Source organism: Psychrobacter sp. S1-30-MNA-CIBAN-0213, assembly GCF_040309845.1.
Classification (GTDB): Bacteria; Pseudomonadota; Gammaproteobacteria; order Pseudomonadales; family Moraxellaceae; genus Psychrobacter.
Map to the genome: position 1 here is coordinate 161539 of NZ_JBEOPE010000004.1, position 25505 is coordinate 187043.

The window sequence follows — 25505 nt, forward strand, 5'->3', positions numbered from 1 at the left end:
CCTTCTATATCATAATGATGTAGAAGGCTCTGATAGGCGAAAGATTTACGATTATTTAGCTAATATTTAACGCTTATCATGTTTATCACTATACTCTATCCAGAAGTCTGCATTTTCAACGCCTGCTTTTCTAGGGTCAAAGACAGGATCAAGTCCCAGCTTCATTTGTTCATCGTAGTCTTTTAACACTTTTAGCGCCGTTTTGCTGAGTAAGACGATGGCGATGAAGTTAAGGTAACACATACTGCCGAAACCAATATCGCCTAGCGCCCACATCATACCTACTGACTGTATACTACCGCTAAAGCAAACGATTAAAAATACAATTTTTAGTAATGGTTTTAAGATAGGATAGCGCATCTTGCTGTCTAGATATACCATCGTTGTTTCAGCGATATAGTAATAAGCAATCAAGCAGGTAAAAGCAAATAAGAAGATGGCAATAGCGACGAAGCCACTACCATATTGGCTAAATACCGTTGAGACTGCTGCTTGGGTAAACGCCGTTCCAGCTGCAATGCCTGGCATGTTTTCAACCAGCACCAAGCCTTCTGCGGGAATGACGTTGTACATGCCTGTCGATAAAATCATTAGGGCTGTTGCGGTACAGACGAGCACAGTGTCAATGTAGATAGAGAAACTTTGCACTAAACCTTGCTTGGCAGGATGTGAGACTTCTGCTGCCGCTGAACTGAAAGTGGCTTCGCCTGCACCAGCAACGTTTGAGAATACAGCACGGCGCACACCCCAAGAGATTGCTAGACCGACAATACCGCCAAAGACGGCATCCATACCAAACGCACTTTTGAAGATAAGCGCGAACATGGCTGGTAGGTTTGAGGCGTTAAACACTAAGACGATGATCATCATCAAAACATAGCCGATCGCCATAATAGGCACGACCTTGCCAGCGAAGCTTGCAATACGTTTTATGCCACCAAATATGATAAATGCTAACAGCGCAACGATAATGAAACCAGTTGCAACAGGTGGGATATTAAAAGCAGTATTAAAAGAATCAGCGATGGTGTTGGCCTGTACGCCAGGCACCAAAACACCATATGATAGGCAGGTAACAGCCGCAACGACAATGGCAAAAGGCTTCATTTTGAGCCCACGCTCGATATAAAAGGGTGAGCCGCCACGATACTGGTCATCAACGGTATGCTTATATACCTGTGCAAGTGTTGACTCGATAAAGGCACTGGCACCGCCAAGCAGACCCATGACTATCATCCAAAATACTGCGCCAGGTCCACCAGCTGCGATTGCGGTGGCAACCCCTGCAATGTTACCGACGCCGATTCGGCCTGATAAGGCCATACTAAAGGCTTGGAATGAGCTAATACCTTGGGTTGATGTTTGCTTGTCAAACAACAGCCTAACCATCTCTTTGAGATAGCGAAACTGGACACCGCGAGTCATCACGGTAAAATAAATGCCGACACCGAGTGCTAAATAAACTAACGCATCGCTCCATATATAGCCGACGATGGTATTAATAATCGCTTCCATGGCCTTACTTCCCTGTAAGTATGTGACTAAAGGCTTAAATCATTTAAGCTATTGTTTTAATTTATGACTGTACTGATTGAACACGCTTGTTAATTAACCAGCCAAATAGTCTTAGTCTGTGCATATTGTGATAAGGCTTCTAAACCATTGTCACGACCGCCAAACCCTGATTGTTTATAGCCACCAAATGGCGTCGTGATATCACCTTCTGAAAAACCATTGATTGAAACCGTACCCGCTTTGATGGACGATGCCACACGATAAGCGCGCTTGATGTTCTGTGTATAAAAAGAAGCGGCGAGCCCATAGTTGGTTTCATTGGCTAATTTGATGGCTTCTTCTTCCGTCTCAAAGCTTGTCACCGCCAGCAAAGGACCAAAGACTTCTTCCTTGAACAAAGTCATATCGGCTGTAACATCATCAAAAATAGTGGGTTCAATATACCAGCCGCTACCTAAATCTTCACGAATGTTGCCACCTGCAATGATCGTTGCGCCTTCATCTTTTGCGGTCCGTAAATAATGCGAAACCTTGTCAAAATGTGCTTTTTCTATCATAGGACCAATGGCGGTATCAGAGTCATAAGGTGATCCGACCTTCCAACCTTTCAGACCATTTTTTAGTTGCTCAAGTAACGCTTGTTTTTGACTGCTGTGGACTAATAAGCGTGAGCCGCAACTACAGTTTTCACTCATATTCCAAAACGCGGCCGATAAGATATCGTTAATAGCGGCGTCATCAAGTACGGCATCATCAAAGACTATTTGTGGGCTTTTACCACCGCATTCTAAGACGATCTCTTTTAGGTTGCTTTGGGCCGAGTATTGTAAGAACAGACGTCCGACCTCTGTTGAGCCGGTGAACGACACCATATCGACATCCATATGTTGACCAAGTGCTGCACCGACATTTTCACCAAGACCGCAGACCATTTGCAGCGCTTCTCTGGGCACGCCAGCTTCATAGGCAAGCTCGGTTAAACGGTAGGCAGATAAAGAGGTCAGCTCAGCGGGTTTAACAATGACGGAGTTGCCCATAATAAGAGCAGGGGCGACTTTCCAAGCGTACATTTGGGCTGGAAAGTTCCAAGGTAATACCGCACCAACGACACCAATTGGCTCTTGCACAATAAGTCCTAAAGCTGCGTTACCTGTCGGCGCGACTTTACCAAATACCTTATCAGCTGCTTCGGCATACCATTCAAAAGTCTCAATAGTCGCTGGCATGTCAGTGTTTAAGCATTCGGTAATCGGCTTGCCCGCATCCACACAATCTAATGCTGCCAGCTCTTCGAAATGCTCATGCATTAGTGCACACCAGCGCTGCATAACAGCCTTACGCTCAGCTGGAGCCAGACGACGCCATTCACCACTTTCAAAACTATCACGGGCGATTTGCACGGCAGTATCGACATCATCGCTAGTACCCGAGGCAATCTGACCGATAACACTATTATCAATAGGCGTGTAATTGTCTAAAGTCGCTTCTGATAAATTATCAGCCGCTATTAAATGTCCAGCCCACAGCTGTTGCTGTTTTGCTTTCTCAAATACTTGCTCTTTAGTAGCTTGTTCTTTAGTGCTCATTTTTCTAATCCTTGTCTGCTAAGTTTGATGCCATCGATTCGAATTTTGAATACGGCATCAAATTTAGCGTTGGTTATCCTTAACTTTGTTTTTACTAAGCTGAGCTGAGTGCTATTTAGACAGTAGGGCTAAAAACTCTGCTTTTTCGTCTTCTGGCATGTCAGTTAATGGCACGCGCACTGAACCGACATCCATGATGCCGTTTAAGCAGCCCGCTTTGGCCTTTTGGTTGTAGTTGCCAGATTCCATAGAATGAATAGCAGGATAAATCTCGCTCATAATTTGCTTGGCTTTATCCCAGTCGCCTTGCTGGGTGGCGTTAAATAATGCAACTTGCTCTGCTGGGAACACGTTCGCTGCGCCCGCAATCCAGCTTTTTGCACCCCAAAAGAAGAAATCAACGGGCTGATCATCACAGCCACAAACCACATCAAAGTCATCAAAATTAGCTTGCAGCATGCGTAGCGCATGACTAAAGTCGCCGCTACTTTCTTTTACGCCGACGATGTTAGGGTGTTTAGCTAAATGAGCAACAGTGTCAAATTCAATAGCAACGCCGACACGATCAGGGAAGTTGTACATAATAATCGGCAGCTCACTGGCATCCGCGACTTTTTCGAAGTGAGCAATGATGCCATCTTGCTCAGGTAAGCTATAAGGGGTGGCAGATAGCATAAGGCCGTCATAACCTAGTGCTTTGGCTTGTGCGGCAAGCTCAATAGAGTGGTCAGTCGATAAACTATTGATACCTGCAATCAAAGTGACTTTATCCTTTGCGGCTTCGGCGATAGTGGTCAACACCAGCTCGCGCTCTGCGGCCGAAAATGTATAGTATTCACCTGTAGTACCGCAAGCAACGATACCGGCTACGCCTTTTTCAATAAAGGCTTCGACCAGTGTCGTTAATTTTTGCGCATCAACGTTGCCGTTATTGTCAAAAGGGGTGACGATTGGGACTAAAATTCCATTTATGTTCATGAGACTATCCTTATTGGTGTTGATATTGTTGGTGGTTTAATGGGTAATGATTCAATGATGAATCGGTTGATTTTTGCTTGGTTCATAACCGTTGAATAAGCGGCCTATTTAAAGCGAGCCAGTTGATACGGTTTTGGATCGATAGTATGGTCTTCATCAAAATAGTATTCGGCAATCATTTGCGCACTAACGACAGCTTGCGTTAAGCCTAAATGCTGATGACCGAAGCTTAAAAACACACGCTCGATTTTGTCGATGACTGGCAAGGAGTCTGCGGTTGATGGCCGAAACCCCATCCACGACACGCTATCGCTAGCATCTAACGGAGCTTTTAACATAGGCTGCGCATGTTGTAGAAGTATTTGTGCTCGCTGCATATTGGCAGGTGCGTCAAGTCCTGCGTACTCCACCGTACCCGCCAAACGTAGTCCTTCTTGCATCGGGGTCATGACGAAGCGCCGATCCAAACTCGATACGGGAACCTGTAAGCGCGCGCTTTCGTTCGGTAGCATCAAGTGATAACCGCGTTCGGTATCTAAAGGGATGTTGACGCCTGTTAGTTGCTTGGCCAAGGCTTTAGAGTGGGCGCCTGCTGATAGCATCACTTTGGACGCTGTCATATCACCTTGACTGGTCGTTAAATGAATACCCTCTGCATCACTGGTCGCAGCAAGGACGCGGCAATGTTCAATGACATGACCACCTAGCTGTCTAAAGGTATTATGAAGCTGATTAATGACGGCTTTTAAATTGGTGATATGTCCTGTATTTGGGAAAAATAACGCTGCTAATTGGTTATCTTTTAAGGCAGGCTCACGCTCTAACAGTGCTTCTTTGCTCAGCAGCTCATTACTCACATCAATGTCATTGAGACGCTTACCGTGTGCTGTTAATAGCTCAAGACTAATAGGCTTTTCAACCGTTAATAAAGAACCTTTCACTTCAATCCAGTTATTCAGCTGCCACTGCGTCGCAAAGTCTTGCCACGCTTGCAGGCTGTTTTGATTTAAGCTTAGCAACGCTTGATGAATCCGCTCAAATGGCTCAGGGCGCATATTCATCAGCAACTGCATCGCCCACGGCATCAAACGAGGCAGATAGCGCCAGTCTATGCGCAGCGGTCCAGTCGGATTCAATAACATGGCGGGTACATGACGGAGCATGCTGGCATCAGCAATGGGGAATACTTGCTCGGTAGCGATATGACCGGCGTTACCTAATGATGCGCCTTGACCCACTTCATTGGCGTCCAGCAGTGCGACCTTTACGCCTCGCGCTTGCAACGTCACCGCAGCCGCTAGACCGATAATGCCGCCTCCAATGATATGTAAGTCGAAGTTTGAGGTAGTCATAATTTTTCTCGATTACGTTCTTCTGATTAAGCACTTTCAATAGTGTTTATGCGTTTATCAATATATATGTCACTAATAAATCATTTCGCTTAATAAATAATGCTACGAATCAGCTAAGATGGAATTCCCCATTTAAAAGGATCATTTTCTTGCACAATGAGTGTGGTCTCAGCACAAACATAAGCATGACCACAAATTGTTGGGATAATGGTCTGTTCAGGATAAGCCATGCCAGCTGCATTATTGAGTTTAGTACTAAGATCAGTATTGAGCTCAGTTGCATACTGATAACTGCCAGTAAATACGCTGCCGACTACGCCTTGTTGCTGCCAAAGTTGTTCAGGTGCTAGACGGTTGTCAGCAGCTAGGCAAGCAAGTTTGGCGCTAGTACCGGTACCACAAGGAGAGCGATCGTAAGCTGAACCTGGACACAAAACGAAGTTTTTACTATCGACTTGCGTATCATCGCTATCGGCAAATAACTCGATATGGTCAATATCACCGCCGTTTTCGCCGGTGATATTAGCAGCGATTAATGCTTGCTTAATTTGCATGGTTACTTGAGTCAGTTTTTCGACATTATTTGCTTGAATGTCTTGTCCATGCTCACTGACTAAAAAGAACCAGTTGCCACCCCAAGCGATATCGCCACGGATAAGGCCTAATTCAGGAACTTGAACTTCAACTTGTTTTTTATAACGATAAGAAGGTACGTTTTGTACACTGCAGCTGCCATCATCATGTAAGGTTGCTTTAACCAGACCTACAGGAGTCTCTAGCCAATGTACGCCTGCTGATATCTTTTGTTGATAAGCTAATGAAACGATAACGCCAATCGTACCGTGTCCGCACATGCCCAAATAACCAGCATTGTTAAAAAAGATAACGCCTGCTGTGGCTTTAGGGTCAGTTGCAGGAAGAAGTAGCGCACCGACGAGGACATCATTGCCGCGTGGCTCTAAGATGATACTTTGACGCAGATGATCGAAGTTCTGCTTGAAGTGTTGCAGCTTATCTTGAATAGTGTCACCGACGAGGTCGGGAAATCCGTCATAGACCATACGAGTAGGCTCACCGCCCGTATGCGAGTCAATAATTTTAAAATTAAATAGTGTGGAAGACATGACCGACGCCCTAATTCATCCGTGAAAAAGTTACATTCCGTTTTTTATGCATGAGACCTAATGGTTTTAACTTAATAGCCAATAGTTGGCTCTTATTTGTTAAGGTCTATATATAGAGTGGACTTTTTTAGAGAGAGCGTCTTGCTGTTTTTTCATGGATAAATGCGTATTTCTGCATAGTGGCTCAGTGTACACTAGAGAAGTCTGTGCCTATAAACTGGTAGTAAAATAGTCAGTTCGAAATAAAGTCGATACGTTAATAGCCAAGTGCTGCTGCGATAAATTTTTTGCAGCCTCTGTCACGCTTGCGAACAGCACGCAAGAAAAATTTACCGCATCAGCACTGTATCGGTTTTAAAGTGGATCAACTATAGATATACGTAAAATAGTCTGCGAGTTATTAATGTTTGGCTGAGTGTAAAATTAATATGACAAGGATGACATACGATGACTGAGGTAATAACAGATGTAATAGAAGATGCAGCGCTTGCTATGCTTACCACGTCATTGCAGCAGAATATGACTGCTTACTATCCCGACAGTAGCGAGGCTTTTATTGGTAATGTCTCATTATTACTGCCGCTGCTGAATACTTTGACCAATGTGGTGTTTTTTGTAAAAGATGAGCTAGCATGTTATCAGCTGGCAAACAAAACCTTATTAAAACGCTGTCAGTTGAGTAAGCACGAAGATATCGTAGGATTTACCACAGAAGAGGTGTTTTCGCATCGGCAGAGTAGGGATTATATTTTGCAAGATATGAAGGTATTGCGCGAAGGAAAGTCTATCGTTGATAACTTAGAGCTGCACAGTTATGCGTCTGGTCAGTTAGGTTGGTGTATTACCAATAAACTGCCCATTTATAATAAGAGTCAACAAATAATCGCGATGGTTGGGATATCGGTCGATATTGATGAAGATAACGAGCGCGTTTTACGTAAACACGCTCGCTTGGCAGAAGTTGCTCAGTTTGTACGAGCGCATCTTGATCAGAAAATCAATATCGCCCAATTGGCTGACTTGGCTAATTTGAGTGTATCGCAGCTAGAGCGTACCTTTAAGGCTGTACTGAATATGTCGCCATTACAGTTTGTGCAAAAGCTACGCTTGGAGTATGCGGTGAAGTTATTGGCTAATCCTGAGATGTCAGTTACTCAGATATCATTGAACTGCGGCTATAGTGATCACAGTGCTTTTAGCCGTCAGTTCAAACAATTCACGGGAATGTCGCCTACTCAGTTCCGCCAAATTCATTTGGCAATGAAAAACTAAAATTAATAAACTAACTTAATAATCTATTATTACGGATTTAACTACTTTAGATCTAATTACTGCGGATCCAACAATTCAATCCAGTGCTTCACTGGTATGCTTGATCGGCTACTTAAGTATAGTTGGCAACCTATATTAGCGGTCACTATCTGCTCTGGATGACCAATCGTCAAGTCTGCAAGCTTATTAGTTAGTAATTGCTGACTCAGCTCAGGCTGCAGTATCGAGTAGGTTCCAGCAGAGCCGCAGCATAAATGCTTGTCTTTAGTAGGCGTGAGCTCAACACCTGCCTGCTGCAATATCTGTTCAACTAAGCCGCTCAACTGCTGAGCATGTTGCAATGAGCAAGGACAGTGCACGGCTGTTTTGCGCCCTTTATCTTGCAATTGCAGCTGACTCAGATCCTCTTTAATTAATATCTCACCAAGATCGCGGGTAAGCTCGCTAACCCGTTTCGCTTTGACAGCATAATCTGGGTCATACTGTAGTTTTTCGCCATAGTCTTTGACCATCGAGCCACAGCCAGAAGCACTGATAACAATGGCTTCTACGCCCGCCTCAATATGGGGCCACCACGCATCGATATTGCGGCGCATGAATGCCAGTCCCTCTTCATGGGCTGGCATGTGATAACTGACGGCACCACAGCAACCAGCTTCGGGTGCGGTAAATAAGCTAATACCTAGTTTATCGAGTACCCGAGCGGCCACAATATTGGTATTTGGAGTCGCTGAGGGCTGCGCGCATCCTGCTAATACCAACATCCGGCGCGTATGCTGCTGGGTCGGCAATGCGCGCTTAATTTGTTTAATCGGTACTTGTTGCTTTAAATCACGAGGCAAAAAGGATCGTACCAACTGTCCTAAGCGTAATAAAAGCCCGAAGCGCTTCGGATAGGGCAGGACTTGGCGTATCAACCAGCGCAGTAGCTTCTGCTGTAGTGGTCTCTCTAATTGCTCCTCCATGATGCCGCGGCCTATTTCAGCTAAGCGCCCGTATTTTACGCCAGAAGGACAAGTGGTTTCGCAACTACGACAGGTTAGACAACGGTCTAAGTGCGTTTGCGTTTTTTCGCTAACGTCACCGGTCTCAAGCAACTGTTTGACTAAATAAATACGTCCACGTGGGCCATCTCTTTCGTCGCCCAATTCTTGATAAGTAGGGCAGGTCGCATTACAAAATCCACAGTGTACGCAGCTGCGTAAGATAGCATCGGCTTCTTTGATTTCCGGATGATCTAGATACTTCACATTAATTTGGGTACGCATAATATTTTCCTATTACATCCAACTATAGAGACGACCTGGATTAAAAATACCCATCGGATCAAAAGCATGTTTGAGCCGTTGATGCAGTCCGCGCAGCGCCTCGGGTTGAGTATGAAATACCTCTTGTAGTCGATCACCACCACTATAAAGACTCACTTGACCACCCATACTGTTGGCAAGTGCTTCCAATGATTCAGTATCGAAATCACCGCGCAGCCAACGTTGGCTGCCACCCCAATCCACCAGCCACTCTTTATCTGGAAATACATGCTCAGCATTACTATTGACTGAAAACCGCCATAAAGGCGCATGACCTAAAAAGTAGTCTAACTGCTGCTCGCGTAGCTGCGTCCATAGGGTGTCTGATTCTTCTAGAATTTTACCTTGCCACTGCTTAACGGTGCTCTCGACTGCACTACGCGCGCCCTCTAAACGTAAATAAAGATGATTCTCAAACCAACAAGCGCCCGTCAAAGGATTTGGTAAACCTGCCAAACGGTTCATCTCTTTGATAGCCTGCGTTGCCTCCATTTCACGTTTGAGAGTCATAGTAGCAGCAGGTTTGGGCATGACCTTTAAGCTGACCTCGCTAATGACACCTAAAGTCCCCATCGCTCCAGCCTGCATTCTTGAGACATCGTAGCCAGCTACGTTTTTCATCACTTGACCACCAAAGCGCAGCGCTTCGCCTCGACCATTAATCAGGCGAATACCGAGGACGTGATCTCTTACCGAACCATTCCAAGGACGTCCTGGTCCTGACAGGTGACATGCTAGCGTGCCCCCTAAAGTCGCCTGCCCATCAAATAGCGGCGGCTCAAACGCCAATCTCTGATTGTGTTCACTCAAAGCGTTATTAATCTCAGTTAACGGAGTACCTGCTCGTGCAGTCAACACCAGCTCAATCGGCTCGTAACTAACAATACCACTGTGCTCAGCAATGTTAAGCGGGACGCCCTCGGGCGTGCGACCCATAAATTCCTTGCTACCACCGCCAACTATTTGTAATTTGCTACCATCACTAATGGCCTGTTTAATTCGCTCAATCAGTTCAGCACTTATATCTTTCATGCCGGTGCTCCCTGTTGTGGCGGCTGACTCACTGAATCGTCCATTATCTTATTAAGCGCACGATATTCCTGACAATTTTTTAGGACAGGAATACCTTTACCCGGATTGAGCGTACCAACAGGATCGAAAGCATATTTAATAGCATGAAATTGGCTTAATTCCTGCTCATTAAATTGCACACGCATTTGACGAATTTTTTCTATACCGACACCGTGCTCACCAGTGATACAACCGCCTACTTTGACACAAAGCTCTAAGATACGAGCGCCAAATTCCTCAGTTTTTTCAAGCTGACTCGGCATATTGGCATCGAATAATATCAGAGGATGCAAGTTACCATCACCCGCATGAAAGACATTGGCCACGCGCAAATTATAGTGCTCGGAGAGTTTTTGCATTTCAGTCAATACATGCGCCAGTTGGCCGCGAGGAATAGTGCCATCCATGCAATAGTAGTCGGGTGAGAATCGGCCTACCGCTGGAAAGGCAGACTTACGACCTTTCCATAACAAAGCACGTTCCGCCTCGCTTTGAGAAACTCGAGTTGAGGTGGCACCTAGTTGAGTGAAGAGCTGTTCAACTTCGATGATTTGTTCTTGAACCTCAATTGCCGTACCATCTAATTCACATAAGAGCAGCGCCTTAGCATCGGTAGGGTAACCCGCTTGCGCAAATGCTTCGGCCGCTATAATGGCATAGCTATCCATCATCTCAAGCCCCGCTGGGATAATCCCTTTAGCAATGATTTCGCCTACGGCATCGCCTGCCGTCTGTACGTTATCAAAACAGGCCATAATGACCTGCGCCTTTTCGGGGCTGGGTAATAATTTGACCATGACTTCAGTAACTATTCCTAACAATCCCTCAGAGCCAGTTATCAAGGCCATAAGATCAATGCCGTTACTATCAAGTCCTTCACTACCAATGCTTATCAAATCACCTTCGACCGTCACCATTTCTACTTTTAATAAGTTATGTACCGTGAGCCCATACTTGAGGCAATGCACGCCGCCGGAGTTTTCGGCGACGTTGCCTCCTATCGTACAAGCAATTTGGGAGGAGGGGTCCGGACCATAATACAAGCCATGTACGGAGGCCGCCTCACTAATGGCTAAGTTACGTACGCCTGGCTGCAAGCGTGCCGTGCGGGCTAGAGGGTCTATCTCGAGAATATGCTTAAAACGAGACAGTACTAACAGCACGCCATCAGGATTTGGCATGGCACCGGCACAAAGACCTGTGCCTGCTCCGCGAGCTACTACTGGAATCTGATAACGATGGCAAATACGCATGACTTCTTGTATCTGCTCGACCGTATCTGGCAAGACGACTAACAGCGGCATATCACAATAGACAGACAGCCCATCACACTCAAAAGGCTTTTGGGTTTCCTCATCACTGATCACATATTCAGGCTCAATAAAAGCGCGAAATATAGTCACCAATGTAGCTTTATCAGGTCTTTTGCTCTCAATCATATGGCTCTCCTTAGCGAAATGAATGGATTTTAATACCTAATCTAATACTCAATCAATATCCAACCACTGCCGCATCGACGATACGCGGATCAGAAGAACCGTAAACACCCTTAGGAGTCAACATAATTGATTGTGTTGAGCCCATTGCTGCTTGCGGGCTAACCGTATGTCCCATTGATTCTAGTTTTTTAATCGTATCGACATTGAGCGCCTTTTCAATACGAATCTCATCAGGCAACCATTGGTCATGGATACGCGGAGCATGAGTGGCCTCAGCGATATTCATATCATGGTCGATGACATTTGAGATGATTTGGGTAACGGTAGTAATAATACGACTACCACCCGGGCTACCAGTGACGATAAAAGGTTTATTGTCTTTAAATACCAAGGTAGGACTCATAGAAGATAATGGACGCTTATTGGCTTCAACGGCATTTGCCTCACCGCCTAATAACCCATAACCATTAGGCACGCCAGGCTTGGCAGAAAAATCATCCATCTCATTATTAAGTAAAATGCCTGTACCTTCAGCGACAAGGCCAGTGCCGTAAGAGAAATTAAGCGTATAAGTATTGGCTATTGCATTGCCGTCTTTATCAACAATGGAGAAATGCGTGGTTTGATCGCTCTCGTAGGGGAGTGGATTATTGGCTTTAATTGTGGCTGCTGGCGTGGCTTGGTTTGGATTAATCAATGTACGCAGCTTATCTGCATACGCTTGAGAGGTTAAGCCGCTGGTCGGCACATCGATGAAGTCCGAATCTCCCAGATACTCAGCACGATCTGCATAGGCCAATTGCATGGCCTCAGCCATCAAATGGATAGTTTGCGCGCTATTTTGTCCGTAGTCTTTAAGCGGATAGCCTTCTAAGATGTTTAAAATCTGCACGATATGAATACCACCAGAAGAAGGCGGCGGCATAGAGACAATCTCATAACCACGGTAGTCCCCTTTGACTGGCTCGCGAGCAATCGCTTCATAATTGGCCAAATCCTGCAAGCTCATGCTACCACCAGCGTCATTAACGGCTTTGACTAATTTAGTCGCGGTTTCACCTTTATAAAAGCCATCAGCACCTTGTGCAGCAATTAATTTCAGCGAGCGAGCCAGTTCCGGCTGTTTTAGGCGTTCACCAGGTTGATAAGCGCTACCGTCAGGTTTAAAAAATATCTTTTTGGTGCTTGGCCATTTTTGCAGGCGATCGGTTAATGCGGTGAGCGACTCAGACAAGCCAGCGGTAACTTCTATACCATCTTCTGCTAATGCTATTGCGGGCGCCATCACTTGCCCGCGACTCATCGTGCCATGATCTTCTAACGCTTTTAACAGTCCTGCCACTGTTCCCGGCACCCCAACGGCTAAGCCGTGATAACGGGATAAGTCACTGACCGCATTGCCTTCCTCATCGAGATACATATCACGTGAGGCACTGCTTGGTGCTTTTTCACGGTAATCAAGTGCCACTGTTTTGCCTTGCTTGGCATCATAAATCATCATAAAACCGCCACCGCCGATGTTGCCAGCGCGAGGTAAGGTAACTGCTAAGGCAAAGCCAACAGCGACCCCAGCATCAACAGCATTACCGCCGTCTTTTAGAATCTTTAAGCCAATATCGGAGGCGAGTGCTTCTTGAGTGGCGACCATGCCGTTCTTAGCCCATACAGGATGGTGAATAGCATCTTCAGAGTAGATGGCTTCATCGACTTTGGCATTGCTAGTCGTTGATGTAAGCGCATTGGTTTTCGCTCGTGTAATGCGCTTGGTTTCAGACAGTACGGTAGGATTATCAGCCATAATTGCTAGATTAATCGCACTGGTATTAATTGAGGTGTTATTTATCGAATTGGCATCAGTTGGGGAAACGGGTTCAAGTGCGTGAGCAGATACGGACAACAACAACGTACTGCTAATCAGCAACATAGTGGATTTTAGTGTTGTTTTTACTAATGTTTTATTCTGAGGGTTTTGAGCGCGCATAACATCGTTACAAAATTGAGAAGATAGTTTTGGCATCGCAAAGTCCTTTTTACGAGTGGGTGAGAAATCATACCGAAGTAAGAAAGAGAATGATTAGATAGCTGTATAGATAGTAACGAATATAGCAGCGAGCGCAAAGCTGTTTATCAACTTTTATTTTTTGATATTACTAGGACGTGTCCTCAGTCTGAACGAGTTAACCTCTAATGGGCTAAAAATGGCTATATTTCCGTACCATTCTTACAGAAAGAATTTTTAAAGTTAATTAAAATATCAGATTGATTTGAACGTAAATGTGGAGAACTAAAAAGCGCACCGTTCATACGATGCGCTTTTTTATATTTTTATACCAAGTTTTATGAGACATTAAATATTAATACAAATCTCTCTATTGATGACAACTCAGATCTCTCTTACATGTACATATCTTTTACATGCCTTGGCGTTGCTGTTTGTCATGTCCTTTACGGTTTTGTGAATGCTGACGACCTTTTTCCTGTTTTTCTGACTTGAGTTGTTCCATCTTGGCACGCTGTTCAGCAGTTAAGACCTGTGAGATGGCATGTTGAGTTTGAACGCGTTCAATAAAAAGCTGCTTTGCTTTAGCCGCTTGTTGATCAGCCAAACGATTGACAGCTGCATTATTTAAGGTACTCGCATTGGTTAATGCTTGCATTTGTTGATGCATTTGCGCACGTTCTGCTTTATTTTTTGTACGTTCAGCTTCACGATCGCCGTGCTTTTCTTGCATGATGGCTTTGATTTGCGCCTGCTGTGTGGCGGTCAAATCTAGCTGCGACATTGGGCCTCTCATGCCGCCTTTTTTCATACCATCTTTATGCTGCATTTTGCTGGTCGTTGGTGCTGTATCAGTGGTTGCGTTGACACTTGTACAAGCTGTAACTGCAAATACGCTAGACATTGCTAGTACTGAGCCCATTAATAATTTTTTCATAAAAATATCCTTTATTTAATTCGGTTTGGTTAAATGAATATTAAATTTTTATCTTGCAAGCATGATGTTTAGAGCGTTATAGATAGGTACTGTCAGCCAATCTATAAGTACGCTGTACAAAAGCAATACTTGCTGTTGATATGCGCTATCTTACGACAGTTAAAGGTTGCGAACATTTATGAAGTATTAAGAAAGGTAACGTTTATAGCGTATTGATAAGCACATGCCTGATAATATGGGTGATAACGCTATTAAGGCTCAAGGAGATAGATGTGCCAAATATATTGCTAGGTGATGATGACGAAGAGTTGACCCAGTTATTACAAGAATACTTGCACAATCATGGTATTCAATGTGATTGCGTTCACGATGGTGAGGCAGTCATCCAGAAACTTAAAACCGCATCTAATGATACTTCTGCTTATGATTTGCTGGTGCTCGATATTATGATGCCAAAAATAGATGGGCTTAGTGTGCTACGTCAATTGCCGAATATTAGTGATATTCCAGTCATTATGTTGACGGCAAAAGGTGAAGAGATCGATCGTATTATTGGGCTTGAGCTTGGCGCTGATGATTACATTACTAAACCCTGCAATCCGCGTGAGTTACTGGCACGCATCAATGCCGTTATCAAGCGCACTAATGCGGCGGCATCAGAGCATACTCCGTTACCAGAGAGTCGTTTGCATCTGGATCAAAATCAGCGGCTTTGTCAGATAGATGGCGTAGAGCTACAAGTGACTGGGACAGAATTTGATTTGTTGGTCGCACTACTCAAACAAAAAGGCGAGGTGGTAAGTAAGGCTTGGCTATCAGAGCATGTGTTGCAGCGTGAACTGCAGCCGTTCGATCGTAGCCTTGATGTACATGTCTCGCGCCTGCGCAAAAAACTCCAACCTTTCCACGATGAGCCTATCAAAGCTATCCGTGGTAAAGGCTATCAGCTGGTGCTGTAATGACGGACTCATCAATGAAACCTGCCAAGAAAGCTATTAACAATAAAACTCTTAATCAAGCGCCTAAATTTAAGGTGCGAATCACGCTGTTTTGGCGTTTGTTTCTGAGCCTGTTATTAACGATTCTGATTACCTCTATTTCATCTATCGTAGTGGAGCGCTGGCTGGTCGAAAAAGCGCTGAATGCTCGCATGGATGTACAAATTGATAGTTTATTAATTAAGCGTCAAGAGATGGTTGAAGCGTTACAAATGGGTGATTTAACTACCGTTAGGCAGATGTATCGTGAAGACCGATGGCTTATGAATCAAATCAGAGTCTATGACGAGCAAGGCGCCATTATATTTCCGCGTTATCGTGATAGAGATGAGCGTAGACAAGAACATAGGCAGGAACGGATGCCAGATGAAAGGCAGACAATGAGGCCTTCATCAATGCCACCAATGCAGTCAATGCCTAAGCCTGATAATAAAATGTCTGATAATGAAATGCCTGGTAGCAACGACGATAGAATATTTGATAATGAGCCATCACTTTTAGATAATATCCTGTCACCGATGATACCGAATCGCGCGAATATAGCTAATCCCGATAGTCGTCCTGAGTTGGCTGACGTGACGATCGTCTTACCAGATGAGCAGGCAGTCATTGTACAATTGCGTCCGCATCTGCGTTTTGCCGACGTTGTAGCGCTGCAACGCGGTAATTTTCCGATACGTTTATTACTGATTATCCTCTTTAGCGTCTTAGTTTGTATTTGGCTGAGTCGTACGCTGACCCAACGTATTCGCCGGGTACAAAACACAGTGCACCGTATGATTGATGGCGATTATCAGGCTAATCCAAATCTATCTAAAATGGGAGATGATGAGCTCGGTTTACTCGCGAAAGACGTAGCCAAGCTATCAACACGCCTGGCTGAGAGCGAGCTGGCACGCAAGCAGATGCTCAGTGATATCTCGCATGAGCTGCGCTCGCCATTGGCACGGCTTGACGTTGCGACTGAGCTGACTCGAGACTTTGCGCCGAATGCCAATCGTTACCTTGATCGTATCGATAAAGAATCTGCGCGGATGAATGAGCTGATTGAGCAGATCATTCATATTCAGTCCCTGCAAATGCAGCAATATACTATCGATAATTTGGAGAATGAAGCAGTTGATATTGCTGAGATTATCAGTGAAATTGGACAAGATGTCTGTTTTGAGTTTCAACAGAAAAACGTACACTGGCAATGGCAGCCGGATGATTCATTATTGACAGATTCTTCATTAGTCATGCCTTTATCAGCTACCTCTCCAGAAACTCCTTGGACAGTACTAGGTAACCAAGAACAGCTACACAGTGCACTTGAGAATATCATTCGTAATGCGTTTATGCATACTGCAGCTGATTCAATGGTTATTGCCGAGATTAAGGAAGTGGAGATAGATGGTAAAAGACCTGCTATTCAAGTCAGCATAATAGACGAGGGCGGCGGTGTTGCGAATGAAGATTTGGAGCGTATTTTTCAGCCCTTTGTACGGCTTGATTCTGCCCGCCATCGCGAAACTGGCGGCTATGGATTAGGATTGGCAATTGTCCATGCGGTGGTGATGGCACACAAGGGTCAGATTCATGTCTACAATCGGCAAGATAATATCCAAGGGTTGGTGGTGCAAATAGTGTTGCCTGCCTATTCTACGTAACTTGCACAGCAGTTACCTGCACAGCAATAAAAATTGTCTTACTAGCAGAACTTATGGCCATTTAATTGAATGGCCGTTTTAGACAAGCTATTTTAAAAAAGCTATTTAAGTGCAATCGTATAGCTCTTCGGCTTGTCTTGCAAATTGTAAGCTTCAATGGCTTGTAATTTGAATTCGTTACGATCGTAAAGGCTAGGATCCTCAGCAGCTCTCGATTCAAGCAGATCCATGATGGAGTAATAATCTTCATCTGAGAAATCACCAAAAAGATTTTTGGCGATATAGTTTAAGTACTTTTTATTGTAGCCCCGTATCTCAAACTCCGTATAGTAGCTGTCTTTTTCACGACTGATGACGAGATTATCGGTTATCTCTAGCCGTGATGGACAGTTAAAACATCCTGGAACAAACTGCACATCTTTGATATCGACTTGACTGAGTAAATCCTGTGTTTTGGTTGTTTGACTATTATAATTCACATTGGACTTAGTCGTATATTTGCAGGCCTCATCATCTATTATTCTAATTCGGTTAATCTGATTCTTCTTATTTGTTTCTACATGAAGACTGCAATCCGCAGATTGTTGATTGCTATAACCGCCTAAACTTTGCTTTTTTAATCCTAAGTTATATTTCTTATTTAGGGTGTTTATGCTTTTACCCAAAGAGCTTGGTTTGATAAAGTTTTGATAATCTGCTGCATGGACAGGTATAGAGATAGTAGCGATTAAGCTGGATATTAATAACGTTTTCTTCATAACTTATACCTAAATTTCGAGAGCATTAACTGACTTAACATGACCATCAAAGACGGTCTCTAAGTCAACTCTGTAAGCTTAACGTAATTATAGTCAACTTATTATCTGAATGCTATAACCATAAAAAAGCCCCAATACGGGGTTTTTGCGTAATTATGGCGTTAGAGAACGGGTTAAGATAATGATTAAAAACATAATAACATAACTTGTGATTAACGATATTGACTAGTAATCAGCAAAGTTAATGACCTAGTAGTTCATGAGCTTTGGTTTGGCAGTCATTGTATAAACAAGTATAGTGAATAATCAAACTACCTAGTAACCAAAGACCAAGGATGGATCAATGACTATTGCATGCTTTAAGCCAAAATGGATGGATGAAGAGATCGAAATGCTGCACGAGAGTGCGCTCAAAGTATTTAAAGATTGGGAGGCCCATGATGAGAAGTGGCGTGAAAACGGTATGCTCGATCGTGAGGCTTGGTTAGAAGCGGGCGAGATGGGTTTTTTGTGTGCTTCAATGCCAGAAGAATATGGCGGGGCAGGTGGTGATTTTCGCCATGAAGCCGCGCTGATTTATGCGCAATCTGAAGCCAATCAAGCGGGCTTCGGTGGCTTTTTGCATTCAGGGATTGTCGCCCCTTATATTTTGCATCATGGTACTGAAGAGCAAAAGCAAAAGTGGCTACCCAAAATGGCAACGGGTGAATTAATCGGCGCGATTGCTATGACTGAGCCGGGCACAGGCTCAGATTTGCAAAACATCAAAACCTACGCAGTCAAAGAAGGTGATGATTATATTATCAATGGCTCAAAGACCTTTATCACTAACGGTCAACTGGGTAATTTAATCATTGTTGCCTGCAAAACTGACCGATCTCTTGGTGCTAAAGGCGTATCGCTTATAGTTGTCGAAACCGATAATGCTCCGGGGTTTGAGCGTGGCAAAAAGCTTAAAAAACTTGGTATGGCATCACAAGATACCTCAGAGCTGTTCTTCAATAACATGCGCGTGCCGCAAGCCAATTTATTGGGTACGGTTGAAGGGTTAGGTTTTGCGCAATTAATGCAAGAATTACCGCAAGAGCGTTTGATTGTAGCACTGGTAGCAATTGGGGCGATGAAATTAGCACTGGACTTGACCATTGACTATACCAAAGAGCGCACCGCTTTTGGCAAACCTGTTTGGAGCTTTCAAAATACCCGCTTTAAGCTAGCAGAATGCAACACGCATTATATTGCCTCAAGTGCCCTGTGTGATGCCGCTATTGAAGCGTTGATCGAAAACAATCTCACGGTGCAGCATGCTGCCCTAATCAAATATTGGGTGACAGAAAAACAATGTATCGTGATGGATGAGTGCGTCCAGTTATTTGGTGGTTATGGCTATATGATGGAATATCCGATTGCACGTTTATACGCTGATGCGCGCGTACAGAAAATCTATGGCGGTACCAACGAGATTATGAAAGAGTTGGCGTCACGCTTTATGTAAGCGACTCGTTTATAGACAATCAAAAATGTTACTAAGAAAATTCCATTAAGACCATTTCATTAAGACTATAAGGATATAGCATGATTCAGACGGCTTATATTTACGACGCCATTCGTACTCCTCGCGGTAAAGGCAAAGCAGGCGGCAGCTTAAATCAAGCGACCCCCATTTGGCTGGTACGCACCTTACTTAATGCCATGCAACAGCGCAATGATTTAGACACTAGCTTGGTCGATGATGTGGTGCTCGGCTGTGTGACCCCAATCGGCGAACAGGGTGCAGATATTGCCCGTATTGCGGTGCTTGATGCGGGCTGGCATGAAACCGTCGCTGGCGTGACATTGTCACGTTTTTGCGCCTCTGGCCTTGAATCAATTAACTTGGCAGCGAGTAAAATCATGTCAGGTATGGAGGATATGGTCGTTGCAGGCGGTGTGGAATCAATGAGCCGTGTAAAAATGGGCGCAGATGGTGGTGCTTGGTTTATGGATCCGCGGGTAAATTCTGTGACTGGCTTTGCCCCGCAAGGCGTTGGAGCAGATACCATTGCGACCCTCGAAGGTTTTAGTCGTACAGATGTTGATGCCTTTGCTACCGAGTCGCATAACCGTGCTGCTAACGCATGGGCTGCTGGTTACTATGATAATGCAGTGATACCTGTGCATGATTTGAATGGTCGGTTATTATTAGATAAAGATGAAACCATCCGTCCCGATACTACGGTCGATACCTTAGCAGGGCTCAAACCTTCATTTGCATCGCTTGGTGCTATGGGCTTTGATAGCGTCTTGCTAGACAAATATACCAGTATTGAGCGTATCAATCATGTGCATCATGCTGGTAATTCCTCTGGTATCGTTGATGGCTCTGCGCTTTGCCTTTTAGGAAGCGAGGCTGCGGGTAAAAAAGCAGGATTGCGTCCGCGTGCGAAAGTCATTATGGCGTCGGTTATCGGCTCTGAGCCCTCTATTATGCTGACCGGACCGACACCTGCTTGCCAAAAAGCGCTCAAAAAAGCCGGTATGACGGCAGCCGATATTGATCTATGGGAAATCAATGAAGCGTTCGCCGCGATACCGATGAAGACAGCGAAAGATTTGGGTGTCTCACTGGATAAAGTTAACGTCAATGGTGGCGCTATTGCCATGGGTCATCCGCTAGGAGCTACCGGAGCCATGTTACTCACCACTGTGCTTGAGGAATTAGAGCGCCGTGACCTAAAAACGGCAATGATTACCTTATGTGTCGGCGGCGGTATGGGCATCGCCACTATTATTGAGCGTGTATAAGCTATCTGTAAGACGATGATTAAATAATAAGTTTGAAATTATAAAAAAGGAATAGTAATGAGCATGGATTGCACCCAAACGATTAATGAGTTGGCAGATTTTTCTGCTGAGCGTGACGTTGACAATATCGTAACAGTCACTATCAACCAAACTGACCGTAAGATGAATGTGATTGATGATACTTTTAATCAATCATTTGCGATATTGGTCGATGCTTTTACAAACGATGAGACGGCTAAAGGGCTTATCTTAACGTCAGGTAAAGAGTCTTTTATCGTTGGCGCTGATATTGATCAGCTTGCGAGTATTCAAACCCACGAGCAAGCGTTTAAATTGGTTGAGTCGCTCAAGGCAAGCCTACGTAAACTTGAAAAATCTGGCAAACCTGTCGTTGCAGCGATGACAGGTTCGGCGCTTGGTGGCGGGCTAGAAGTTGCGTTGGGCTGTCATTATCGACTCGCCATCGATTCAGCTAAAACCAAACTTGGATTGCCCGAGGTGAAGTTAGGCTTGCTACCCGGTGGCGGTGGTACTCAGCGTCTCATGCGCCTACTCGGTATGCAAAAGTCGCTTGAGATGATGACCCAAGGTAAAATTGTCAGTGCTATCGCTGCCAAAGAGATTGGGTTTATTGATGCGATAGCTAGTGACAAAGACGATATGTTAAACAAAGCTAAAGCGTGGATTAAGGCCAATCCTGATGCACAGCAACCGTGGGACAAAAAAGGCTTTAGCATTCCTGGTGGCAATGCGAATCATCCAAAGAATGCGCAAATGCTATCTGTTGCGCCAGCTATGGCGTATCAGAAATCTCACGGCAATTATCCTGCTATTATCCATATCATGTCTTGCGTATTTGAAGGTAGCTTACTTGATATCGATGCTGCGCTTGAGGTCGAATCGAGCTACTTTGCTGCTTGTGTGCTCTCGCCTGAATCTGACAATTTAATCACTTCTATGTGGACGCAGCTCAATCAAATTAAAAAAGGACAATCGCGTCCTAATGGCTTTGATCGACAAAAAGTAAATAATGTTGCGGTACTTGGCGCAGGCATGATGGGTGCTGGGATTGCATATGTCGCCGCCAAAGCGGGCATCAATGTGGTGCTATTAGACACCAGTATTGAAAATGCCAATAAAGGTAAACAGTATTCAGAAAAATTATTAGACAAAGCCATCAATCGCGGACGCTCAAACGTTACCAAAAAAGAAGCGTTATTAAGTAAAATTCAAACCACCACCTCCTACGATGATATTGCAGGTTGTGATTTAGTCATCGAAGCGGTATTCGAAAACCGTGATATCAAAGCCAAGTGTACCGAGCAAGCAGAAGCCGTCATTGCTGAAACGGTCGTCTATGCGTCTAATACGTCGACCATTCCCATTACGAGCTTAGCTATTGCAAGTAAACGTCCGTCTCAATTTATCGGGCTGCACTTTTTCTCACCAGTCGATAAGATGCCTTTGGTTGAGATTATCATGGGCGAGCAGACTGATGATGAAACCTTAGCAAAAGCCTTTGATTTCGTTTTACAAATTGGCAAAACGCCTATCGTCGTCAACGACAGTCGCGGCTTTTATACCTCGCGCGTATTTGGTACGTATGTGTCAGAAGGTATTGCGATGTTAGGTGAGGGCGTGCATCCTCGTCGAATTGAAGTTGCTGGCCTCAAAGCTGGTATGCCGATGCCACCGCTCGCTTTGCAAGATGAAGTGTCGCTTGATTTATCTATGCATATCATGGAGCAATCCATAAAAGATACGCTCAGCGAGGGCAAAGAATGGGTCAGTCATCCATCTGCTGCAGTGCTCACTACGCTGGTCAAAGACCACGAGCGCTTAGGTAAAAAAGTCGGCAAAGGCTTTTATGACTATTCAAAAAATGCAGAGGGTAAGAATGATAAGTACTTATGGCCAAAACTTACTGAGCTATTTCCACCCGTTGCTGAGCAGCCAAACATACAAGAGCTGATAGATCGACTGCTCTATATCCAAGCCAACGAATCGGCTCGCTGTTACGAGGAGAACGTCTTGCGCTCTGTTGCGGAAGGTAATGTGGGATCTATCTTTGGTTGGGGTTTCGCACCGCATCAAGGGGGTACGCTACAATTTATCAATGCGACAGGTATAGAACAGTTCGTTGAGCGTAGTCGTGAGCTGTCCGCTAAGTTTGGCACGCGTTTTGAGCCTGCACAGATTCTGATTGAGATGGCAAAAAAAGGCGAGGTGTTTTCAGATGACTGATGATTCAAGACCGAAGAGTTCGATATCAAATATTGCGAAAGACATGATGGCTGACTGTCTAAACGGGCTCAAGGTTGTCGATCTCACGCGTAATCTCCCTGGTCCATTCGCGACGCGCTTACTCGCCGATCTTGGTGCAGAGATCATTAAAGTTGAACCAGAAAATGGCGACCCAGGACGTGCGTTTGGTGAGTTATTTAAAGCTTTAAACCATGGTAAACACTGCGAAAAAGTAGATTTTCGTAGCGAAGCAGGCATTGAAGCAATAAAAACGCACATCAAGGATGCTGATGTGATGCTTGATAGCTTTCGCCCTGAGGTCCTCGTTGGAATGGGTTTAGATGCCGCTACTTTACATGCTATCAATCCAAAACTGGTGATGGTTTCCATCACAGGCTATGGTATTCCAGAGGCGCTTGATGCATCAGCTAAAGCTTGGGCAGCAAAGGCTGGGCATGATATCAACTTTATGGCAATGAGCGGCACCCTTGATCAACTCAAAACAGCTTCAGGCGATCAAGCTATGCCTAATATGCAATTTGCAGATTTGGCTGGCGGTAGTGATACCGCAGTGATTGCCTTATTGGCAGCGGTATTTGCCGCCAAGAATACTGGTCGCGGTCGACACATTGCCGTGAGTATGACGCATAGCTTGTATCATCATCTGGTCATGCCAAAAGCAACGGCTGATATGATGGAAAACATAAATGGACAACGCCCAGAGCCACATCAGGACTTTTTAGGTGGCATGTTGCCATGCTATCGCTTGTATAAAACGCAAGACGGTCGCCATATGGCAGTCGGCTCATTAGAATTTAAATTTTGGCGATTATTATGCGAGACTTTAGATTTATCTGAGTACGTTGATGCTCATTGGCAGCGTGGATCAATGCCCAATACGAAAGAAAGTCGAGCGGCAGAAAAAGCAATGACAGAAAAATTTGCTAGTCAAACGATGACGCATTGGCAAAAGCTATTCGCAGAGGTTGATGCTTGCGTAACCCCTGTACTTAATTTGACAGAAGCTCAAAATCATCCTCTGTTTGCGCATCAAGACGAGCATCAAGCAACGGCAGCATGGCAGGTTATTGCTAGTGTATAAACTCAATTAAACGTCATTGTTACTCCATTTCAAGCAAACGGTTTTAATTATTGGTGTGAAGAATCTAGATGAATTAGGTGATACTTCTCCGTACTAACGATATTCCAGCATATTTTCAGTGAGACTTGTTCTCAGTGAGAGTTGTTTTCTAAATCAGGATGATATTATGAAAGATTTTCATTACCAAGCTTTACCGCTCGACGTTCATTTTGGGAACGGTAAATCAGCTGAAGCCAAAGATATTTTGATACAGCATGGTTATCATAAAGTTTTGGTAATTACGACACCTGGTCAAAAAGAAGCGGGTAAGAAGTTATCGCAGCAATTACAAGAGATTTCAGTAGGCGTGTATCCGCACGCTGTGATGCATGTTCTGGTAGAAGTCGCGGACAAGGCGGTAGCATTCGTCCAATCAAACGATATTGATTGTTGTCTGGCTTTGGGCGGTGGCTCTACGATTGGGCTTGCCAAAGCCATTGCTTTAAAGACGCATTTGCCGATAGTCGCCATACCAACTACCTATGCAGGTAGCGAGATGACGACTATTTATGGCATCACTGAAAACAATCTAAAAACCACTGGTAAGGACATTCACATCCTACCCAAAGTAGTGATTTATGATCCAGAGCTAAATCTAACCTTGCCTGCGCAGATCTCAGCTTGTTCAGGTATGAACGCCATGGCACATGCGGTAGAAGCGCTATATGCTGAGGATAAAAACCCAATCGTCAGTCTCATGGCGATTGAATCTATCAAAGCATTAAAGTCTGCTTTGCCTGTAATTGTAAAGGACTTGACGAATATTTCAGCACGTCAGAGGGCAACCTATGGCGCTTGGTTGGCAGGGGTTTGTCTAGGTTCGGTTGGTATGGCCATTCATCATAAGATTTGCCATACCTTGGGTGGCACATACAATCTTCCACATGCTGAAGCCCATGCTATTACGCTTGCGTATTCGGTGCATTACAACCGTAATGCTGATATTGAAGCCATGGATCGATTGGCAGAGGCTTTAAGTGTTAGTAGCCGTGAAGAGGTCGGTTTAGAAATCTATCGTTTAAATCAATCTTTAGGGATTCCGTTGGCATTAAAAGACATTGGCTTACCCGAAGAGGGGCCAGCTGAAGTAGCGCAAATTATTTGTGATAGTCCTTACTATAATCCTCGTGATTATGACTATGAGGAATTAAAAGATTTGTTAAATAAAGCGTATCAAGGACTGTCTCCTGCTTAGGAGTTGCGTAAGAGTTGTCATTTAAAAGCGCTGTTCTAATGCTGTCAATATCCATGCAAAAGCATTGAATGATTTCTCAAAATTATATTGACTTAACTGGCTGTTGCATTTTATGGAGATAGTCCGTTAGGTTAGTCCTGCTAGCCTAGAGCCTTT

At 44.5% G+C, this 25505-nt stretch carries 19 protein-coding genes; 8 read left to right on the forward strand and 11 right to left on the reverse strand.

Annotation, left to right across the window (positions count from 1 at the left end; translation table 11 throughout):
* Window positions 1-66: 66 nt before the first annotated feature.
* The 5 genes from AAEY87_RS05735 to AAEY87_RS05755 all read right to left on the reverse strand — a co-directional run bounded on the left by AAEY87_RS05735 (window position 67) and on the right by AAEY87_RS05755 (window position 6555).
* Entirely contained in the window at window positions 67-1515 is a 1449-nt protein-coding gene (locus AAEY87_RS05735; protein ID WP_068035682.1) for an alanine/glycine:cation symporter family protein, read from the reverse strand.
* Window positions 1516-1604: 89 nt separating this feature from the next.
* Window positions 1605-3101, reverse strand: coding sequence for an aldehyde dehydrogenase (locus AAEY87_RS05740; RefSeq protein WP_350656309.1), 1497 nt, complete (start codon window positions 3099-3101; stop codon window positions 1605-1607).
* Window positions 3102-3212: 111 nt separating this feature from the next.
* Window positions 3213-4079 carry a 4-hydroxy-tetrahydrodipicolinate synthase gene (gene dapA / locus AAEY87_RS05745; protein ID WP_350656310.1) on the reverse strand — a complete coding sequence of 289 codons (867 nt, stop codon included), beginning with the start codon at window positions 4077-4079 and terminating at the stop codon, window positions 3213-3215.
* Between the two features lie 104 nt (window positions 4080-4183).
* Entirely contained in the window at window positions 4184-5431 is a 1248-nt protein-coding gene (locus tag AAEY87_RS05750) for an NAD(P)/FAD-dependent oxidoreductase (protein WP_350656311.1), read from the reverse strand.
* Between the two features lie 113 nt (window positions 5432-5544).
* Window positions 5545-6555 carry a proline racemase family protein gene (locus AAEY87_RS05755; RefSeq protein WP_350656312.1) on the reverse strand — a complete coding sequence of 337 codons (1011 nt, stop codon included), beginning with the start codon at window positions 6553-6555 and terminating at the stop codon, window positions 5545-5547.
* 447 nt (window positions 6556-7002) lie between these two features.
* Here AAEY87_RS05755 and AAEY87_RS05760 point away from each other — a divergent pair, with 447 nt between their 5' ends.
* The gene (locus AAEY87_RS05760; RefSeq protein ID WP_350656313.1) at window positions 7003-7827 is read left to right on the forward strand and encodes a helix-turn-helix domain-containing protein; all 825 of its coding nucleotides are present in this window, start codon (window positions 7003-7005) and stop codon (window positions 7825-7827) included.
* Between the two features lie 56 nt (window positions 7828-7883).
* On the opposite strand, the gene glcF is transcribed toward AAEY87_RS05760, so the two are convergent.
* From glcF to AAEY87_RS05785, 5 genes are all read right to left on the reverse strand, one after another.
* On the reverse strand, window positions 7884-9095 hold the full coding sequence (gene glcF, locus AAEY87_RS05765; RefSeq protein ID WP_350656314.1) for a glycolate oxidase subunit GlcF: 1212 nt from the start codon (window positions 9093-9095) through the stop codon (window positions 7884-7886).
* Between the two features lie 12 nt (window positions 9096-9107).
* Window positions 9108-10166 carry a glycolate oxidase subunit GlcE gene (glcE, locus tag AAEY87_RS05770; protein WP_350656315.1) on the reverse strand — a complete coding sequence of 353 codons (1059 nt, stop codon included), beginning with the start codon at window positions 10164-10166 and terminating at the stop codon, window positions 9108-9110.
* Window positions 10163-11644 carry an FAD-linked oxidase C-terminal domain-containing protein gene (locus AAEY87_RS05775; RefSeq protein WP_350656316.1) on the reverse strand — a complete coding sequence of 494 codons (1482 nt, stop codon included), beginning with the start codon at window positions 11642-11644 and terminating at the stop codon, window positions 10163-10165. The genes glcE and AAEY87_RS05775 overlap by 4 nt, the downstream gene beginning before the upstream one ends.
* 52 nt (window positions 11645-11696) lie before the next feature.
* Window positions 11697-13625, reverse strand: a complete 1929-nt coding sequence (gene ggt, locus AAEY87_RS05780; protein WP_350656449.1) for a gamma-glutamyltransferase — start codon at window positions 13623-13625, stop codon at window positions 11697-11699.
* Window positions 13626-14055: 430 nt separating this feature from the next.
* Window positions 14056-14580: a Spy/CpxP family protein refolding chaperone gene (locus tag AAEY87_RS05785; protein ID WP_350656318.1), complete on the reverse strand. Its 525-nt coding sequence runs from the start codon at window positions 14578-14580 to the stop codon at window positions 14056-14058.
* Window positions 14581-14852: 272 nt separating this feature from the next.
* Between AAEY87_RS05785 and AAEY87_RS05790 the strand changes: the two genes are divergently transcribed.
* Together AAEY87_RS05790 and AAEY87_RS05795 are read left to right on the forward strand one after the other, a co-directional pair.
* Entirely contained in the window at window positions 14853-15539 is a 687-nt protein-coding gene (locus AAEY87_RS05790) for a response regulator transcription factor (RefSeq protein ID WP_350656319.1), read from the forward strand.
* Window positions 15539-17227 (forward strand): sensor histidine kinase, encoded by a 1689-nt coding sequence (locus tag AAEY87_RS05795; protein WP_350656320.1) that lies wholly within the window; start codon window positions 15539-15541, stop codon window positions 17225-17227. The genes AAEY87_RS05790 and AAEY87_RS05795 overlap by 1 nt, the downstream gene beginning before the upstream one ends.
* A gap of 101 nt (window positions 17228-17328) precedes the next feature.
* Here the strand turns inward: AAEY87_RS05795 and AAEY87_RS05800 are convergent, their stop codons facing one another.
* On the reverse strand, window positions 17329-17985 hold the full coding sequence (locus AAEY87_RS05800; RefSeq protein WP_350656321.1) for a hypothetical protein: 657 nt from the start codon (window positions 17983-17985) through the stop codon (window positions 17329-17331).
* Between the two features lie 343 nt (window positions 17986-18328).
* Between AAEY87_RS05800 and AAEY87_RS05805 the strand changes: the two genes are divergently transcribed.
* The 5 genes from AAEY87_RS05805 to AAEY87_RS05825 all read left to right on the forward strand — a co-directional run bounded on the left by AAEY87_RS05805 (window position 18329) and on the right by AAEY87_RS05825 (window position 25349).
* Window positions 18329-19480 (forward strand): acyl-CoA dehydrogenase family protein, encoded by a 1152-nt coding sequence (locus AAEY87_RS05805; RefSeq protein ID WP_350656322.1) that lies wholly within the window; start codon window positions 18329-18331, stop codon window positions 19478-19480.
* Between the two features lie 83 nt (window positions 19481-19563).
* Entirely contained in the window at window positions 19564-20769 is a 1206-nt protein-coding gene (locus AAEY87_RS05810) for an acetyl-CoA C-acetyltransferase (protein ID WP_264753654.1), read from the forward strand.
* A 57-nt stretch (window positions 20770-20826) separates the two neighbouring features.
* Window positions 20827-23013 (forward strand): 3-hydroxyacyl-CoA dehydrogenase NAD-binding domain-containing protein, encoded by a 2187-nt coding sequence (locus AAEY87_RS05815; RefSeq protein WP_350656323.1) that lies wholly within the window; start codon window positions 20827-20829, stop codon window positions 23011-23013.
* The gene (locus tag AAEY87_RS05820; protein ID WP_502945451.1) at window positions 23006-24115 is read left to right on the forward strand and encodes a CaiB/BaiF CoA transferase family protein; all 1110 of its coding nucleotides are present in this window, start codon (window positions 23006-23008) and stop codon (window positions 24113-24115) included. The genes AAEY87_RS05815 and AAEY87_RS05820 overlap by 8 nt, the downstream gene beginning before the upstream one ends.
* Window positions 24116-24281: 166 nt before the next feature.
* Window positions 24282-25349, forward strand: a complete 1068-nt coding sequence (locus tag AAEY87_RS05825; RefSeq protein WP_350656324.1) for a maleylacetate reductase — start codon at window positions 24282-24284, stop codon at window positions 25347-25349.
* Window positions 25350-25505 lie beyond the last annotated feature (156 nt).